Source organism: Bacillus solimangrovi, from assembly GCF_001742425.1.
Classification (GTDB): Bacteria; Bacillota; Bacilli; order Bacillales; family Bacillaceae_N; genus Bacillus_AV; species Bacillus_AV solimangrovi.
The window spans coordinates 13536-29610 of record NZ_MJEH01000013.1; the positions used below are offsets into that span (position 1 = coordinate 13536).

General features: G+C 37.1%; 16 protein-coding genes and 1 pseudogene. All 17 read left to right on the forward strand.

What is annotated here, in order from left to right:
- Positions 1 to 222 precede the first annotated feature (222 nt).
- The 17 genes and pseudogenes from rpmE (at position 223) to BFG57_RS06350 (ending at position 16066) form a co-directional block, all read left to right on the forward strand.
- Positions 223 to 423 (forward strand): 50S ribosomal protein L31, encoded by a 201-nt coding sequence (gene rpmE / locus BFG57_RS06275; RefSeq protein WP_069716637.1) that lies wholly within the window; start codon positions 223 to 225, stop codon positions 421 to 423.
- 313 nt (positions 424 to 736) lie between these two features.
- Positions 737 to 1363 (forward strand): thymidine kinase, encoded by a 627-nt coding sequence (locus BFG57_RS06280; RefSeq protein WP_069716638.1) that lies wholly within the window; start codon positions 737 to 739, stop codon positions 1361 to 1363.
- Positions 1364 to 1470: 107 nt separating this feature from the next.
- Entirely contained in the window at positions 1471 to 1908 is a 438-nt protein-coding gene (locus tag BFG57_RS06285; RefSeq protein WP_069716639.1) for a hypothetical protein, read from the forward strand.
- A gap of 110 nt (positions 1909 to 2018) precedes the next feature.
- On the forward strand, positions 2019 to 3086 hold the full coding sequence (gene prfA, locus BFG57_RS06290) for a peptide chain release factor 1 (protein WP_069716640.1): 1068 nt from the start codon (positions 2019 to 2021) through the stop codon (positions 3084 to 3086).
- Entirely contained in the window at positions 3086 to 3949 is an 864-nt protein-coding gene (prmC, locus tag BFG57_RS06295) for a peptide chain release factor N(5)-glutamine methyltransferase (protein WP_069716641.1), read from the forward strand. Before prfA ends, prmC begins: the two co-directional genes overlap by 1 nt.
- Before the next feature lie 200 nt (positions 3950 to 4149).
- Entirely contained in the window at positions 4150 to 4752 is a 603-nt protein-coding gene (spoIIR, locus tag BFG57_RS06300; protein ID WP_069716642.1) for a stage II sporulation protein R, read from the forward strand.
- Positions 4753 to 4917: 165 nt separating this feature from the next.
- Positions 4918 to 5961 carry an L-threonylcarbamoyladenylate synthase gene (locus tag BFG57_RS06305; protein ID WP_069716643.1) on the forward strand — a complete coding sequence of 348 codons (1044 nt, stop codon included), beginning with the start codon at positions 4918 to 4920 and terminating at the stop codon, positions 5959 to 5961.
- A 170-nt stretch (positions 5962 to 6131) separates the two neighbouring features.
- Entirely contained in the window at positions 6132 to 6689 is a 558-nt protein-coding gene (locus BFG57_RS06310; RefSeq protein ID WP_069716644.1) for a manganese efflux pump MntP, read from the forward strand.
- A 241-nt stretch (positions 6690 to 6930) separates the two neighbouring features.
- Complete coding sequence (locus BFG57_RS06315; RefSeq protein ID WP_069716645.1) at positions 6931 to 7377, forward strand: low molecular weight protein arginine phosphatase; 447 nt, start codon at positions 6931 to 6933, stop codon at positions 7375 to 7377.
- A 199-nt stretch (positions 7378 to 7576) separates the two neighbouring features.
- Positions 7577 to 7759, forward strand: a pseudogene (locus BFG57_RS19595) (HAMP domain-containing protein); the annotation flags it as partial.
- 120 nt (positions 7760 to 7879) lie between these two features.
- Positions 7880 to 8713: a methyl-accepting chemotaxis protein gene (locus tag BFG57_RS19600; protein WP_425388478.1), complete on the forward strand. Its 834-nt coding sequence runs from the start codon at positions 7880 to 7882 to the stop codon at positions 8711 to 8713.
- Between the two features lie 25 nt (positions 8714 to 8738).
- Complete coding sequence (gene rpiB / locus BFG57_RS06325; RefSeq protein ID WP_069716647.1) at positions 8739 to 9176, forward strand: ribose 5-phosphate isomerase B; 438 nt, start codon at positions 8739 to 8741, stop codon at positions 9174 to 9176.
- A gap of 153 nt (positions 9177 to 9329) precedes the next feature.
- Positions 9330 to 9905 carry a TIGR01440 family protein gene (locus BFG57_RS06330; RefSeq protein ID WP_069716648.1) on the forward strand — a complete coding sequence of 192 codons (576 nt, stop codon included), beginning with the start codon at positions 9330 to 9332 and terminating at the stop codon, positions 9903 to 9905.
- A 202-nt stretch (positions 9906 to 10107) separates the two neighbouring features.
- On the forward strand, positions 10108 to 11349 hold the full coding sequence (locus tag BFG57_RS06335; protein WP_069716649.1) for a serine hydroxymethyltransferase: 1242 nt from the start codon (positions 10108 to 10110) through the stop codon (positions 11347 to 11349).
- Between the two features lie 390 nt (positions 11350 to 11739).
- Positions 11740 to 12369, forward strand: a complete 630-nt coding sequence (upp, locus tag BFG57_RS06340; RefSeq protein WP_069716650.1) for a uracil phosphoribosyltransferase — start codon at positions 11740 to 11742, stop codon at positions 12367 to 12369.
- A gap of 89 nt (positions 12370 to 12458) precedes the next feature.
- Complete coding sequence (gene wecB, locus BFG57_RS06345) at positions 12459 to 13601, forward strand: non-hydrolyzing UDP-N-acetylglucosamine 2-epimerase (RefSeq protein WP_139125072.1); 1143 nt, start codon at positions 12459 to 12461, stop codon at positions 13599 to 13601.
- Positions 13602 to 13837: 236 nt separating this feature from the next.
- Positions 13838 to 16066, forward strand: a complete 2229-nt coding sequence (locus BFG57_RS06350) for a S8 family serine peptidase (protein ID WP_069716651.1) — start codon at positions 13838 to 13840, stop codon at positions 16064 to 16066.
- The last annotated feature ends 9 nt before the right edge of the window (positions 16067 to 16075 follow it).

Sequence of the window (16075 nt, forward strand, 5' to 3'; positions counted from 1 at the left end):
TTATAAGGAGAGAGGTGCCAGTTGGTATGTGATAAGCAAATTAGCGTATAAACATTTCTTCTTTATTCATAACGAGGGTATATGCTATCACTATGGAAAAGATAAACTGGATTTCGTAAATTCTGCAGTTGCAAAACATGTATAAGCTTGCTATAATTCATTAATGTGCTTATATAACTCTGTTTCTATAGGATTCAGGGCGAAAAAAAGGAGTGGAATAATATGAAACAAGGTATCCATCCGGAATACAAAAAAGCGATGGTTAAATGTTCTTGTGGTAACGATTTTGAAACTGGTTCTGTCAAAGAAGACATCCGTGTTGAGATTTGCTCAGAATGCCATCCATTCTATACTGGTCGTCAGAAGTTTGCTGACGCTGGTGGACGTGTAGACCGCTTTAATAAAAAATACGGCCGTAAGTAATTGGCATAAGTCAATAGCTACGGACAGTTTCCGCTTATTTATTATAGATAAGCAATTCAAACGAAGCAGGCAAGAGTCATTGCCTGCTTTTTGTATGTTAATGGAGATAAGGTGCAAGTTATGTTGGTGTAATAAATGTTCATTTTTACTGATAGCTATTTATTTTATCTCATAAATGAATATGTTTTGAAATGTGTACTTAACGTTAGTTGACATGTGGAAAATATGTATAATCATAAAATACGTTTTAATAATAGATAGAAATAAATAAGTACTTTGCAAAACATGAATCGGCAAAGAAAGGGGCAGGATCATGTACGTAATGAAGCATAATGGATGGTTAGAGGTTATTTGTGGGAGTATGTTTTCAGGGAAATCTGAGGAGCTTATTCGACGTATAAGAAGAGCAGAATTTGGGAAAATGAATGTTCAAGTATTTAAGCCCCAAATTGATAATCGTTACGATGAAAAAGCAGTTGTATCTCATAATGGAACTTCTCATATGGCTGTTCCCGTGCCAAAAGCTACTGATATTTTAAAATATGTTAAACCTGAAACAGACGTAATTGGAATTGATGAAGTACAATTTTTGGATGAGGATATTGTTCATGTTGCATCAGGGCTTGCGGATAGAGGGTTTCGTGTAATTGTCGCTGGGTTAGACCAAGACTTCCGTGGTGAACCATTTGGGAGTATGCCTCAATTAATGGCAATTGCAGAATCGGTAACAAAGTTACAAGCAATTTGCCCAGCTTGTGGGTCTCCTGCGAGCAGAACACAACGTTTAATTGATGGTAGACCTGCTTCATATGACGATCCAATAATTTTGGTTGGTGCGTCAGAGTCTTATGAACCACGCTGCCGTCATTGTCATGAAGTCCCTAATCATCCTGTGGAAAAAGTATTTGAATCAGAACAAGTTCTGAACACCTTAGATTAAAAAACTACCATATATTTCAATTGTGTATATGTGATTGATTATAATCGATTGGAGATACTACTTCATAAACGGGATCAAGAATGATGCCTTTTATGAGGAGGTAACTCATGTTGAAGTATTATTCGTACCTTTTAATAGTAAGTATTATGTTGTTGATTGGGGCTTGTTCACCTAACCCAGAGAAGAGTCAGTTATTTTCAAATGATGGTATGACGGGTGTTAATCAGGAAAATCCCAGCTATAGACCTAATAAAGGTACAGAAATATATGAAGATCAAAACCCTAACCTCTTAAATATTGGGGAAAGAAGAACGCAAAATTCGATTGGCAGTTCACAAGGAATGTTGCGTTCAGTTGTTAATGAAGACGAACGGTTTGAAGCAGGTATGATTTATACGAACGGACGTAAGGCTTATGTGCATGTGCACCCAAAAGAAAAATATGGACAAGAAGATCTGTCAAAATATCGAGCGCAATTGAATAAGAAACTTAAACAAGCTGTGCCTCGTTATGAAGTTATCTTAAGAGTACGTAATCAGAAATAACTCGCTCCCGTAGGATCGAGTTATTTTTTGTTACTAGAATTTTTTGACTACATACTTTAATATATAATATAATTGTAATGTTATGGACTCGATTGAATGAGGTGATTGACATGTTTGATAAATTGCAGTCAATTGAAGGACGCTATGAGAAGTTAAATGAACTATTAAGTGATCCTGAAATAATTAGTGATAATAAAAAACTACGTGAGTATTCCAAAGAACAAGCAAGTATCGAAGAAACTGTGCAGGTCTACCGTGAATATAAAGAAGTGAAAGAACAGCTAGATGATGCAAAATTAATGCTTGAGGACAAGCTAGATGCAGATATGAAGGAAATGGTAAAGGAAGAGATCTCTGAGCTTACAGAGCAAGAAGAAGGGCTTTCGGAGCGCTTGAAAATCTTACTCATTCCTAAAGATCCAAATGATGATAAGAACGTTATTATGGAAGTTCGTGGGGCTGCTGGTGGTGATGAGGCTGCTCTATTTGCTGGTGACCTATATCGTATGTATAGTCGATATGCAGAAACACAAGGTTGGAAAACTGAAGTAATTGAAGCAAGTGCCAATGAGATCGGTGGTTATAAAGAGATTATCTTCATGATCAATGGTAACGGTGCCTTTTCTAAGTTGAAATATGAAAATGGAGCACATCGTGTACAGCGTGTTCCAGAAACAGAATCAGGTGGACGTATTCACACATCTACAGCGACTGTAGCGGTTCTACCAGAGGCTGAAGAGGTCGAAATTGATATTAATGAGAAAGATATTCGTGTGGACACATTTGCTTCTAGTGGACCTGGTGGTCAAAGTGTAAATACAACGATGTCAGCAGTTCGATTAACACATTTACCTACTGGTGTTGTTGTTTCATGTCAGGATGAAAAATCTCAAATTAAAAATAAAGAAAAAGCGATGAAAGTATTACGTGCTCGTATATATGATAAGTTACAGCAAGAAGTTCAAGCTGAATATGATGAAAACCGTAAAATGGCTGTCGGAACTGGTGACCGTTCAGAGCGTATACGCACGTACAATTTTCCTCAAACTCGTGTGACAGACCATCGTATTGGACTAACGCTCCAAAAGCTCGATCAAATTCTTCAAGGTAGATTAGATGAGATCATTGATGCGTTAATTTTAGAAGACCAATCGAAGCGGATGGAGAGTGCAGAGTAATGACAAAGTCATTTTCCAAAGTGTATGAAGCCCTGAATTGGGCTTCTTCTTTTTTAAAGGAATCAGGGCGTGAAGGTGAAGCTGCAACGGTGTTGTTGTGTTATCGCCTTGGATTTACACGTAGCGAACTATATTTAAATATGCGTGAATCATTTCCACAAGAAAAGGTAGAATTATTTGTTACAGATGTGGAGCGTCATGTTTCCGGTACCCCTGTTCAATACATTACAGGGTTTGAAGAATTTTATGGACGGAAGTTTCAAGTGAATAACGATGTGCTCATTCCACGTCCAGAAACAGAAGAACTAATTGAAGGTGTGATAAAACGTCTTCCGTCAAATAAAGATCATTTGCGGATCGTAGATGTCGGAACAGGAAGTGGCATCATTGCTGTTACGATGACACTGGAGGTAGAAGAGGCGGAAGTGTCTGCAGTGGATTTATCTCCAAAAGCGTTACGAGTAGCAAAGGACAATGCGCAAAAGTTAGGGGCAAATGTTGATTTTTATGAAGGTAGCTTCTTAGAACCTTTAATTAAAGTTGGGAAACATGTGGATGTAGTTATCTCTAATCCGCCATATATTCCAAGGGCGGAAGTTGAAACTCTCTCAGATATTGTAAAGGATCAAGAGCCACGTCTTGCATTAGAGGGAGGAGAAGATGGTTTGTCATGTTATCGAGACATTGTATCTCAACTACCTCAAGTTGTAGCATCTTCAGCATTCGTTGCATTTGAAATTGGTTCAGGTCAAGGGAAGGATTTAAGAAGTATAATTTCTTCAGCATTTCCTAATGCAAAAATCGAAATCGAATTCGATATTAATGGGAAAGAGCGGATGGTTTTTGCGTTGTTGAACAATTGAGTTAATAAGATCATTTAGAGAGACTTGTATCAGTGAGGGTATGTTTTTATTTCCTCACTGATGATTAGTTGGGAATATATATACAAAATAATTCTTATTGATAGCTAACATGTTCAAAGTTTCGTAATATTTTATGAGATTGCAAGTATAGATATTGTTACATCCGTCCACAATGTGTTAGTGAAGGGACGGTGGAGGTAATGAGAAAGTTAGCTATTATTTATTTTATATTATCATATGTAGGTGTTTTATTATTTCAGCAATTTGAAGTGCAAGCATCAGAGAGTAATCAGTATGATTTAAGAATTCCTCAAGAAGCGATACGTCTACGAATTCTAGCAAATAGTGATTCTATTAAAGACCAACAGTTGAAGAGGGCTGTGCGAGACGCTGTGAATCAGGAAATTAATCAGTGGGTGGAAAACTTATCTTCAATTGAAGAAGCAAGAACATTGATTAAAGAGAATGATCAAGAGATTGCTATGGTTGTAAATGATGTTTTGGCAGAAAAACAAAGTGACCAAGTATACAAAGTAGAAATAAAAAATGCAGAGTTTCCAACAAAAATGTATGGCCAATATATTTACCCAGCGGGAACATATGAAGCAGTAGTGATAACATTAGGCGAAGGAAAAGGAGCAAATTGGTGGTGTGTATTGTTTCCGCCATTATGTTTTCTAGATTTCTCTAATAGTGACGCAGTAGCTGCAGAGACTACAGAAGATCAATCTATTGAAGAAGAACAAGAACCACAAGTAAAGTTTTTCATTTTAGAATGGTTAAAGAATTTATTCACAAGTTAAGGACAGAAAAGGGAATTTATTCACATTATCCACAGAGTTACTCACATATTTGTGGGTAACTCTTATTTATTCACACGGAAATTCCCTATATTTAGAAATTTTAGAGGTTAATAAGGTAATTTAAAATAAAAAATAAAAAAATCTATGTGAAATAAGGTGAAAGTTGTGGATAAATATAACACAAACCAGTGGAAAATTGATAGTAAACTAAAGCAACTCACAAGTCATCCACAAATTCAAGAAGCAGCAATGTGGATAAAAAACAATGAGGTAGTTGCTTTTCCAACAGAGACAGTATACGGATTGGGTGCAAATGCGTTAGCAGATGATGCAGTGGAAAAAATATTTACAGCTAAAGGGAGACCAAATGATAATCCACTAATTGTCCACATTGCTAGTCAACAACAGCTAAGTGAATTAGTTAGTGAAGTAACAGAGGTTGCACAGAAATTAATTAATCATTTTTGGCCTGGTCCATTAACGATCGTTGTTAATTCTAACGGAAAGGCATCTAATAAAGTTACGGCTGGTCTATCGACAGTTGCAGTGAGGATGCCTGCTCATCCTGTTGCGCTAGCTCTAATTGAAGCTTCAGGTCTTCCTCTTGCAGCACCTAGTGCAAACCGTTCAGGAAAACCGAGTCCAACAATAGCTGCTCACGTTTTTGCTGATTTAGATGGTAAGATTGCAGGTATTATAGATGGAGGTATAACAGGTGTTGGTCTTGAGTCAACGGTTCTAGACTTAACGGGTGAAGTTCCAATGATTCTTCGTCCAGGTGGAGTGACAAAAACTGAAATTGAACGAGTTATTGGAAAGGTAATAGTCGATCCGTCTTTAGTTGAAGCGAAAGAAGTACCAAAATCTCCAGGTATGAAATATACGCATTATGCTCCAGACGCACCACTCTTCATTGTGAATGGAGATAAAATTAAGCTTCAAGATTTTGTTAATCAAGCGCAAAAGCAAGGTAAAAAAGTGGGAGTTTTGACAACAGAAGAGGATCAATATTTTTATGAAGCCGATGTTGTATTACCTTGTGGAAGTCGTCAAGATTTATCATCTGTAGCTCGAAGCCTTTATCATGTATTAAGAGAGTTTGATTTACAAGATCTTGATGTAATATATAGTGAAAGTTTTCCGAAGGTGGACGTAGGAGAAGCGGTGATGAACCGTTTGTTAAAGGCTGCAGGAAATCGAATTATCTAATATGTCGATTGTAAGGTATTTTATCCTTGTATAGAAATGTTTAAAGAAGTTAAAAAGTTCTTTTTGTGACTAGTGATACACTGTTCAGTGATCTTGTTACATCTTAATCTGTTCTTCTATTCCCGTTTGGACATGCATATGTTGAAGTAGACAATCCAAGGGGGAAGATGATGAATGTGTCTGAATGGGTATTTGAGCTTTTTACACTTGGTGTAATGGCTTTCGCATTAGGGATGGATGCTTTTTCTGTAGGGTTAGGTATGGGGATGCTGAAACTTCGACTAAGCAGAATTTTTTTCATTGGTATTATTATAGGATTATTTCATATTATTATGCCGCTAGCTGGTATGCTTTGTGGAAATCTCGTTTCTGCACATTTTGGAGGTATTGCAGCATATATAGGTGGAGGACTCTTATTAATTTTAGGATTTCAGATGATTATGTCATCATTTCGTTCAGATAGTGGCGTTTTAATTATGCCTGTTGGTGTAGGTTTAATTGTTTTTGCATTAAGTGTTAGTCTAGATAGTTTTTCGGTCGGATTAAGTTTAGGTATATATGGGGCTCGAATTATTATAGCGGCAATTGTATTCGGTATTATTAGTACAATTTTGACATGGTTAGGACTAATTCTTGGAAGGAAAGTCCAAGACTGGGTAGGTTCATACGGTGAAGCGTTAGGTGGAAGTATTTTGTTTGCAATTGGATTAAAGCTTATATTTATGTAAAGTCAATGCACAATGCGTTGGCTTTTTAAATTGAAAATTTCTTCTCTACGAAAAGAAATAATTTGGTATGTATGCCATTTGTTTTAAATCGTTTATAATGGTTATTATCATGATTAAGTGTAATTAAGTACGATTATAATATTGGAAAAAATGGGTATGAGGGTATGAGGAAAAGGTAGGTTAGTGATAATAATTACAAATGGAGCTAACCTTCAATTGTTTTATTGAGAGGGTGATAATAATGAAGAAGATATTGTTTGTGTGTACCGGTAATACGTGCAGAAGTCCGATGGCGGAAGCGATATTTAATGCTAAGACAGGTGAAACATTTGAAGCGAAATCAGCAGGCATCTTTGCTGCGCAAGGTAGTTCAGCTTCACCACAAGCAATTCAGGTATTAAAAGAAAAGGATATTGATTTTAGTCATTCTTCTAGAATACTTGATCGAGATTTATTGGAGTGGGCTGATGTTATATTAACAATGACAAGTGGACATAAGCAAGTAATAAAACAGCAATATCCTAACGTTGCTGAAAAAGTACATGTATTACAGCAGTTTGTGGATATAGATAGTGATCTTGTTGATATTTCCGATCCTTATGGTGGCTCTGTTTCAATATATCGTCAAACGAGTGGGGAAATCGAAAGTGCGATTAATAAGTTAATTGTTCAACTTACAAAATCATAGGGCTTTTTAATCATCCTTGGGAGGGGAGACGTTTTTTATGGAAGGTCAATATCGGTTTAGTGTAAGAAAAAAACTAGTCGTTTTAACGACAATTGTCTCAATTATTACATATTCATGTAGTGCATTTTTTCTAAATTATTTATATCCTTATATTAGTTCGAAGTTTGGAGTGGGGGAACAGCTTTTTACTTTTGGAACGATGTTCCTAGGAATATTTTGGTCTGGTGTATTGGCCTATTTTGCAGCTGGTGTTGTTTCGAAAAAGCTACAGCAGCTTGAAGTGGTTGTTCACCAAGCTGCAAGTGGAAAGATTCAAGAAGAAGTGCCAATATCGAAATCAGGTGATGAAATTCGCTCTCTAGGTGAGGCATTTAATAAAATGTTAGCTAGTCTATGTGTGATGGTCTTGCAAATTAATGATAATTTCAAAGAAACGAATAAGCACGTTGAGAAAATTTCTGATGTGAGCAATAACGCAGCAATACATACAGATAGTATTGCAATGACAACTTATGAGATTGCCCAAGGAGCAGACCGCTCTGCTATATCGGTACAAGGTGTAACGGAATCGATGGAATATCTTACGTCAGTGTCGTCTCAAGTAAGGGAAAATGCTAATCATTCACATAAATTAACTGAAGAGATGGTAATGGTATTGAATAACAGTAACGATACAGTTCATCAACTTGTTGAAGATATTAAAGGGTTAGCGAAAGAAAACCAGCTTTCACTCAATGCTGTTGAGACTTTGGATCAACATGCTCAGGAAATTGGTAGAATTGTAGGTTTGGTTGGTAGTTTATCTGAGCAAACTAACTTGCTCGCGTTGAATGCTTCAATAGAAGCAGCACGTGCTGGAGAACATGGTAAAGGTTTTGCAGTCGTTGCTGAAGAGGTACGTAATCTAGCTGATGCGAGTGGACAAGCTGTTCAAGAAATTACTCAACTAGTCAATACCGTACAAAGTGAGACAGTACATGTTGTTAAGTTGATGACGAAACAGGTTGAAACAGCTAATCATGCCGCATTAGAGGGTGGGTCTGTAAATGAGGCTGTTAGAAATACAACTGAATTAGTACATGAAGTAGAGCGTTCTGCAAAAACTATAGCAGAATTATCAGAGAAACAACAAGAGCGTATTCAGCAAACCACTGAACAGACACAAGAAGTAGCTGCAATCGCCGAAGAAACTTCAGCTGGTACACAACAAGTTGCAGCAGCAGCTGAAGAACAACGTGAAATGATTAAAGAAATTGAAGATATTTCGAAGACTTTGCAGTTACAAGCACAAATGTTGAAAGAAACGATACATCAGTTCACAATTAATGAAGAGTAGAATAATTTGAGGAGGGTCTTTCATTATGAAAGTTGCAATTGGTTCAGATCATGGTGGTCTAAAACTTAGAGAAGAAATAAAAAGTCTTATGGATGAAATGAATATCGAGTATCAAGACTTTGGGTGTGAGTGTGATACGTCGGTTGATTACCCTGATTATGGGTTACCAGTAGCTGAAAAAGTAGCTAGTGGTGAATTTGATAGAGGAATTCTTATTTGTGGAACAGGAATAGGTATGTCGATTGCTGCAAATAAAGTTAAAGGAATTCGTTGTGCGTTAGTTCATGACACATTTAGTGCGAAGGCAACTCGTCAACATAATGATAGCAATGTGCTGGCGATGGGTGAACGTGTTATTGGACCTGGTCTTGCCCGGGAAATTGCAGAGCTATGGTTGAAAACAGAATTTGAAGGTGGACGTCACGAGAAACGAATTGCTAAAATTACTGAATATGAAGGGTGAAAATCAATAATAAATTGTATTTTACGATAGAAAATTTAAGCGATCAGGTGAAGAATCTTCTTCACCTGATCGCAATATTTACTTCTACTTTGTTAATAATTGAACGGCTTAATTCCTATAGTTAAAAGAGGATAGTGTAAGGGATGTGCATGTATGAATGTAAATATAATTGATATTGAACATGGGCTAAGGCGAGTGTTAGATGAGTTTCAAGAAGCTGCTCAACTTTCTCCAGGAAACATCTTTGTTATTGGATGTAGCACTAGTGAAGTTGCTGGACAGCATATTGGTACTGCAGGTACGATTGAAATTGCAGAGCGATTATTTGCTGTGTTTCAATCATTTAAGGAGAAGACAGGAATTCACCTTGCATTCCAATGTTGTGAGCATTTAAATCGTGCAATCGTTTTAGAGAAGAAGGTTGTTTTGCAACGTAACCTTGAACCTGTTTCAGTTATTCCTGTTGCCAATGCTGGAGGATCGATGGCTACTTATGCATATAACAATATGGAAGATGCTATAGTTGTCGAATCTATTCAAGCTGATGCAGGAATTGATATAGGAGATACATTAATAGGAATGCATCTGAAGGCTGTTGCCGTACCGATACGAAGCGAAGTAAAAGAGATTGGATATGCACATATTACGATGGCAAAAACACGTCCAAAGCTAATTGGTGGAGAACGAGCGGTTTACCGGTCAACAGAAGGTGCTCGAAATTGTACTTAATAGAAGTAAAGTGAATTAATTAAAAATTCTGAAAATAATTTACTTCTAGATTATTAATGAAAACATGTTACAATAGCTTAAACATAATCTTTCGTGTTTTTTGATAAAATTATTAATATGTAGTTTTTATACAGGAGATAATTGTCTGAAATACGAACATTAAAGACCGAATACTTATATAATCATGAAAGTGGGGAAGAAAATGAATCATTTACAAAAGCAAGATAAGGCAGTATTTGAATCCATTCAAGATGAATTGAACAGACAAAGAGAAAAGATCGAATTAATTGCTTCAGAGAACTTTGTAAGTGAGGCAGTTATGGAAGCTCAAGGATCAGTACTTACGAATAAGTATGCTGAAGGTTATCCAGGTCGTCGCTATTATGGTGGTTGTGAACATGTTGATGTTGCTGAAAATATTGCTCGTGATCGTGCGAAAGAAATCTTTGGAGCTGAGCACGTGAATGTTCAACCTCATTCGGGTGCCCAGGCGAATATGGCTGTTTATTTTACAATTTTAGAACATGGTGATACGGTTCTTGGTATGAATTTATCTCATGGTGGTCATTTAACACATGGTAGCCCTGTTAACTTTAGTGGTGTTCAATATAACTTTGTTGATTATGGAGTAGAGGAAGAAACGGGACTTATTAATTATGACGATGTTTTAGCGAAGGCGAAAGAGCATCAACCAAAGTTGATTGTAGCTGGTGCTAGTGCATATCCACGAGTGATTGATTTTGAGAAATTCCGTGAAATTGCTGATGAAGTAGGCGCATATCTTATGGTAGATATGGCGCATATTGCAGGTCTTGTTGCAGCTGGATTGCATCCTAATCCAGTACCTTATGCTGATTTTGTCACAACAACGACTCATAAGACGTTGCGCGGTCCACGTGGTGGAATGATCCTATCTAAGGAAAAATATGCAAAACAAATCGATAAATCTATTTTCCCAGGGCTTCAAGGTGGTCCACTTATGCATGTGATTGCCGCAAAAGCTGTTGCATTTGGTGAAGCGTTGGATGAATCGTTTAAAGTATATGCTCAAAATATTATCAATAATGCAAAAGCCTTAGCTGAAGGTTTGAATGCAGAAGGAATCAAACTTGTTTCTAATGGAACAGATAACCATTTACTATTATTGGATTTACGTAATCTGAATATTACGGGTAAAGTTGCTGAGAAGGCATTAGATGATATCGGAATTACAGTGAACAAAAATACAATACCGTTTGATCCTGAAAGTCCATTTGTAACAAGTGGTATTCGTATCGGTACAGCAGCTGTAACAAGCCGTAACTTCAATGAGGAAGACATGGGTGAAATTGCGAAGATCATTGCAATGACATTAAAAAATATTGAAGATGAGCAAGTATTACAGCAAGCAGAACAACGAGTTAAGGCTTTAACGAGTAAGTTTGTTCTTTATCCTGAACGCTAGAGTAAAAGAAGCTATCCAGATATTTCGCTGGATAGCTTCTTTTAGTGAAAATGTACAAAAGAAAAACCGTCGTGTCTGCATTGAGCAGGACGGCGGTTTTGCCATAAAGATTCAGTGACGTAAGTTCGTTCTATATATAATGAAGAAAATAAAAAAACGACGTATCAATGTGAATATATCAAAAATATAAGACTTTGGCTATTATTTCTTATTATATTAGTCAGATATTTTGTACACGTTACAATTTATTGAAAAGATAATAGTTCATAATTTTAGATTGTTACTGAAGTATGCTTGCAGTGCTGTAGTTTTTTCTGTACAATTTTTAAGAATGAAGACAGTAAGGGAAGAACTTGAAAAAATCCATTAACGAAAAGGAGTTTTACTGCTATGGGAAAAGTCTATGTATTTGATCATCCACTAATTCAACACAAGTTAACATACATAAGAGATAAAAATACGGGGACGAAAGAATTCCGTGAACTTGTTGATGAAGTTGCTGGGCTAATGGCATTTGAAATTACTCGTGATTTACCATTAGAAGAGGTAGAGGTTGAAACGCCAGTTACTCATGCGAAATCAAAAGTATTGGCAGGTAAAAAACTAGGATTAGTACCAATCCTTCGTGCTGGACTTGGTATGGTTGATGGTATTTTAAAGTTAATTCCTGCTGCCAAAGTAGGGCATGTTGGTCTTTATCGTGACCCAGAGACTTTGAAGCCAGTTGAGTATTATGTGAAATTACCATCGGATATTGAAGAGCGTGAATTAATCGTATTAGATCCGATGCTAGCAACAGGTGGTTCTGCTTCAGAAGCGATTACTTCATTGAAGAAGCGCGGAGCGAAGAACATTAAACTAATGTGTATGATTGCTGCTCCAGAAGGTGTAGAAATCGTAAAAGAAGAACACCCAGATGTTGATATTTATCTTGCGGCTCTTGATGAAAAACTAAATGAAAAAGGTTATATTGTTCCTGGTCTTGGAGACGCTGGAGATCGTTTGTTTGGAACAAAATAAGTTAATCACGGATCAAACAATCATCAGTACGGATGAAGAAAAATCCCACTGATGCAAGTTTCACTTTATTTTATAGTAGAGGTGATTGTGTGACAGCTCGAATTAAGGTCATGACGATATTTGGAACAAGACCTGAAGCGATTAAAATGGCACCACTCGTACTTGAATTAGAGAAACGCACTGAGCAGTTCGAGTCAATTGTAACAGTCACAGCCCAACATCGAGAAATGCTCGATCAAGTACTTGAAATATTTAATGTAACGCCAGATTATGATTTGAATATTATGAAGGCGAGACAAACATTAACAGATGTTACAACGAGAGCACTTCAAGGCCTTGATGATGTAATGAAGAAAGTTCAACCAGATATCGTGCTTGTTCATGGTGATACGACAACAACGTTTGTTGCAGGTCTTGCCGCTTTTTATAATAAGATTGCAGTAGGGCACGTAGAAGCAGGTTTACGAACTTGGGATAAATATTCCCCGTATCCTGAAGAAATGAATCGTCAATTAACAGGTGTGTTAGCAGATTTACACTTTGCTCCAACAGATAAGGCAGAAGTAAACCTTCTTAATGAAGGGAAGAAAAACGAAACAATCTTTGTAACAGGTAATACTGCTATCGATGCATTGAAGACGACTGTTAAAGAGCAGTATGAGCATGAAGTACTGAAAAAAATCGGAAATGATAAACTGATTTTATTAACAGCGCACCGTCGTGAAAACTTAGGACAGCCGATGCGAAATATGTTCAAAGCAATTAAGCGAATTGTAGCTGAACATGACGATGTGCAAGTCGTTTATCCTGTTCATCTTAATCCAACTGTGCGTGAGGTAGCAGATGAGGTTCTTGGAGATGATCCGAGAATTCATTTAATTGATCCTCTTGATGTTATCGACTTCCATAACTTTGCGAATCGATCTTATTTTATTATGACTGATTCAGGTGGTGTGCAAGAAGAGGCACCATCATTAGGTGTGCCAGTTTTAGTATTACGTGATACTACTGAACGCCCTGAAGGAATTGAAGCAGGTACATTGAAGCTTGCTGGTACCGATGAAGAGGAAGTTTATCGACTTGCGAAGGAATTACTTGTAGACAAACAAGCATATGATAAGATGTCTAAAGCATCGAATCCATATGGAGATAGTCATGCATCAAGTAGAATTGCTGATGCGATTCGTTTCCATTTTGGGCATTCGAGTGAACGCCCAATTCCGTTTAAGTAATTGATTAATTGAAAGTCTATAAATAGGTTGTTCAAGAAAGCCTAAGAAAGCTTATGTTCGTATCTGTTTTTAAATACATACGTTTTAGAATTAGGTACTTTTTGAACACTTATCGTAATAACAACTCAACCATTATTCGAATGAACAAAATTCGAATAATGGTTTTTTATATGCGTAATTTCCATATTATTAATCATTTTTTTAGTAATGGGAAATATAGAGGAGGAGGTGAATGTATGAATAGAAAACTTATGAATGTGTTCTATTGTTTTATTATTATAATGTTTTCTGTAATTAATGAAGAACCAGTACATGCTGTTGAGAAATTAAGCTCTTATATTATAGAACTAGAACGAGATCAGCCATTAGAGAAATTTGAACAAAAATTAACTGACACGAAGATCACAGATCGGTATGAATACGCTTTTTACGGATTTGCAGTAGAAGTAGATAAATTTGAGATTGATCGAATTGCTCAAATTAAAGGTGTAAAAGCAGTATACCCGAGTGTGTCTTATAAAGTAGCTCTTGATGAAAGTGTACGCTTTATTGGTGCTGATCAAATTCGAAGGAAACTTTCTAAGGATAAGTCGCTTACAGGAAAAGGTGTGAAAGTAGGTGTAATTGATACTGGCATTGATTATAATCATCGAGATTTAAAAGACAGTTACTATGGTGGGTATGATCTTGTTGATCAAGATGATGATCCAATGGAAACGACATTAGAGCAAGGAGAGCCTACACAACATGGTACACATGTTGCCGGGATCATCGCAGCCAATGGAAAATTAAAAGGTGTTGCGCCTAAGGCAGAAATTTACGCATACCGGGCAATTGGTCCTGGTGGAACAGGTACGTCTGAACAAGTGATTGCTGCAATTGAACGAGCTGTTAAGGATGGCATGGATATTATTAACTTATCATTAGGGAATGATGTGAATGGTCCAGATTGGCCAACTAGTATTGCTCTAAATGGAGCAGCTGAACAGGGAGTGGTTGCTGTAACGTCTAATGGGAATTCAGGACCCGGCATGTGGACGGTTGGTTCACCGGGTACGGCATCTAAAGCAATTTCAGTAGGTGCATCGACACCATCGATGACAGTACCTTATATTAGATTAAATCGTGAAGAGTTGACTCCTGTTCAATTATTAACGGGGTCACCTAAATGGGATATTAACAAAAGTTACGAAGTAATCGATGCAAAAAAAGGAACGACAGAAGATCTTCAAGGTTCAACTGGAAAGCTCGTGCTTATTGAACGAGGAGACACTTCATTTACTGAAAAAGCACAAAATGCTCAAAAAGCTGGGGCTAGGGCTGTATTTATCTATAATAATGAAGAAGGTAGTTATAATGGTCTGCTTGAAGCAGGCATTTCGATCCCGGTAGCCGCTCTCGGTAAAGAAACTGGAGAACAGTTAAAAGCTGAAATTATACAAGGGCACGTCTATTTAGAAACGGTTAGAAAAGAAATCGATGATCAGTTAGCTCTATTCAGCTCACGCGGTCCCGTTACTGTTGAATGGGGGATCAAACCGGATCTTACTGCACCAGGTGTTGCAATTAAAAGTACTGTTCCAGATGGCTATACTCCCTTAGATGGGACAAGTATGGCATCACCACATGTTGCAGGTGCGGCAGCGCTAATATTACAACTTCATCCGGATTGGGAACCTAATCAAGTAAAGGCGGCTTTAATGAATACAGCGAAGAAGTTAACGAATGATGAGGGTGAGACGTATAAGGTGTATGAACAAGGAGCTGGAAGAATTCAGTTACAAGAAGCGGTAATAGCAGATACTCTAATTTATCCAAGCTCACTTACGTTTGGATTTTGGAACAAAAGGTTAGAACGTCAGCAAAGAGGTATTCAGTTAAAGGTTGAAAATCATTCTGCAGTAGATAAGAAGGTTACATTTAACCCCCCATCTTATAAGGCAGGTATCCAATGGAAACTTCCCAGTAGCTTTACGTTGCGACCATTTGAAAAAAAAGATGTGACAGTAACGTTAGATGTCCAACCGCAATTTATGAACCAAGGAATACATGACGGTTGGCTAAACGTCAATGTGGGTCGTGAAAGTACAGCTATTCCTTACTTATATTTAGTCGATGAATTGTCTTATCCAAAAGTAATGGGTTTTGATTTTAGTTGGGACGAACATGAGGATGGGTATAAATATGAGTTATATTTATCGAAAGGTGCAGATGAGGTGTTTATCTTCTTAATTGAACCAAATACGATGAAATTGACACCACTAAAAGCTGATAAGCTTTCTTATTCTAAGGGGCGTCAAGCAGGGGTTTTCACACGAGAAGAGTTGAACGTGGGAGATGGTGTTTATTATGCAGTTGCTAGTATCGAAATTGATGGTGAAACCTATTTGAACGAAACAATCGTAGAAATAGGGAAATTTGGTGAAAGTAAACAGCATATATCGGAGGATTTAGTCGAATATTAATGCTTATTT

Coding starts and splice junctions, on each gene's coding strand:
- upp (WP_069716650.1), top strand. CDS start 11,740: ATGGGAAAAGTCTATGTATTTGATCATCCACTAATTCAACACAAGTTA.
- BFG57_RS06335 (WP_069716649.1), top strand. CDS start 10,108: ATGAATCATTTACAAAAGCAAGATAAGGCAGTATTTGAATCCATTCAA.
- rpmE (WP_069716637.1), top strand. CDS start 223: ATGAAACAAGGTATCCATCCGGAATACAAAAAAGCGATGGTTAAATGT.
- prmC (WP_069716641.1), top strand. CDS start 3,086: ATGACAAAGTCATTTTCCAAAGTGTATGAAGCCCTGAATTGGGCTTCT.
- rpiB (WP_069716647.1), top strand. CDS start 8,739: ATGAAAGTTGCAATTGGTTCAGATCATGGTGGTCTAAAACTTAGAGAA.
- BFG57_RS06280 (WP_069716638.1), top strand. CDS start 737: ATGTACGTAATGAAGCATAATGGATGGTTAGAGGTTATTTGTGGGAGT.
- spoIIR (WP_069716642.1), top strand. CDS start 4,150: ATGAGAAAGTTAGCTATTATTTATTTTATATTATCATATGTAGGTGTT.
- BFG57_RS06350 (WP_069716651.1), top strand. CDS start 13,838: ATGAATAGAAAACTTATGAATGTGTTCTATTGTTTTATTATTATAATG.
- BFG57_RS19600 (WP_425388478.1), top strand. CDS start 7,880: ATGACAACTTATGAGATTGCCCAAGGAGCAGACCGCTCTGCTATATCG.
- prfA (WP_069716640.1), top strand. CDS start 2,019: ATGTTTGATAAATTGCAGTCAATTGAAGGACGCTATGAGAAGTTAAAT.
- BFG57_RS06310 (WP_069716644.1), top strand. CDS start 6,132: ATGAATGTGTCTGAATGGGTATTTGAGCTTTTTACACTTGGTGTAATG.
- BFG57_RS06285 (WP_069716639.1), top strand. CDS start 1,471: ATGTTGAAGTATTATTCGTACCTTTTAATAGTAAGTATTATGTTGTTG.
- BFG57_RS06330 (WP_069716648.1), top strand. CDS start 9,330: ATGAATGTAAATATAATTGATATTGAACATGGGCTAAGGCGAGTGTTA.
- BFG57_RS06315 (WP_069716645.1), top strand. CDS start 6,931: ATGAAGAAGATATTGTTTGTGTGTACCGGTAATACGTGCAGAAGTCCG.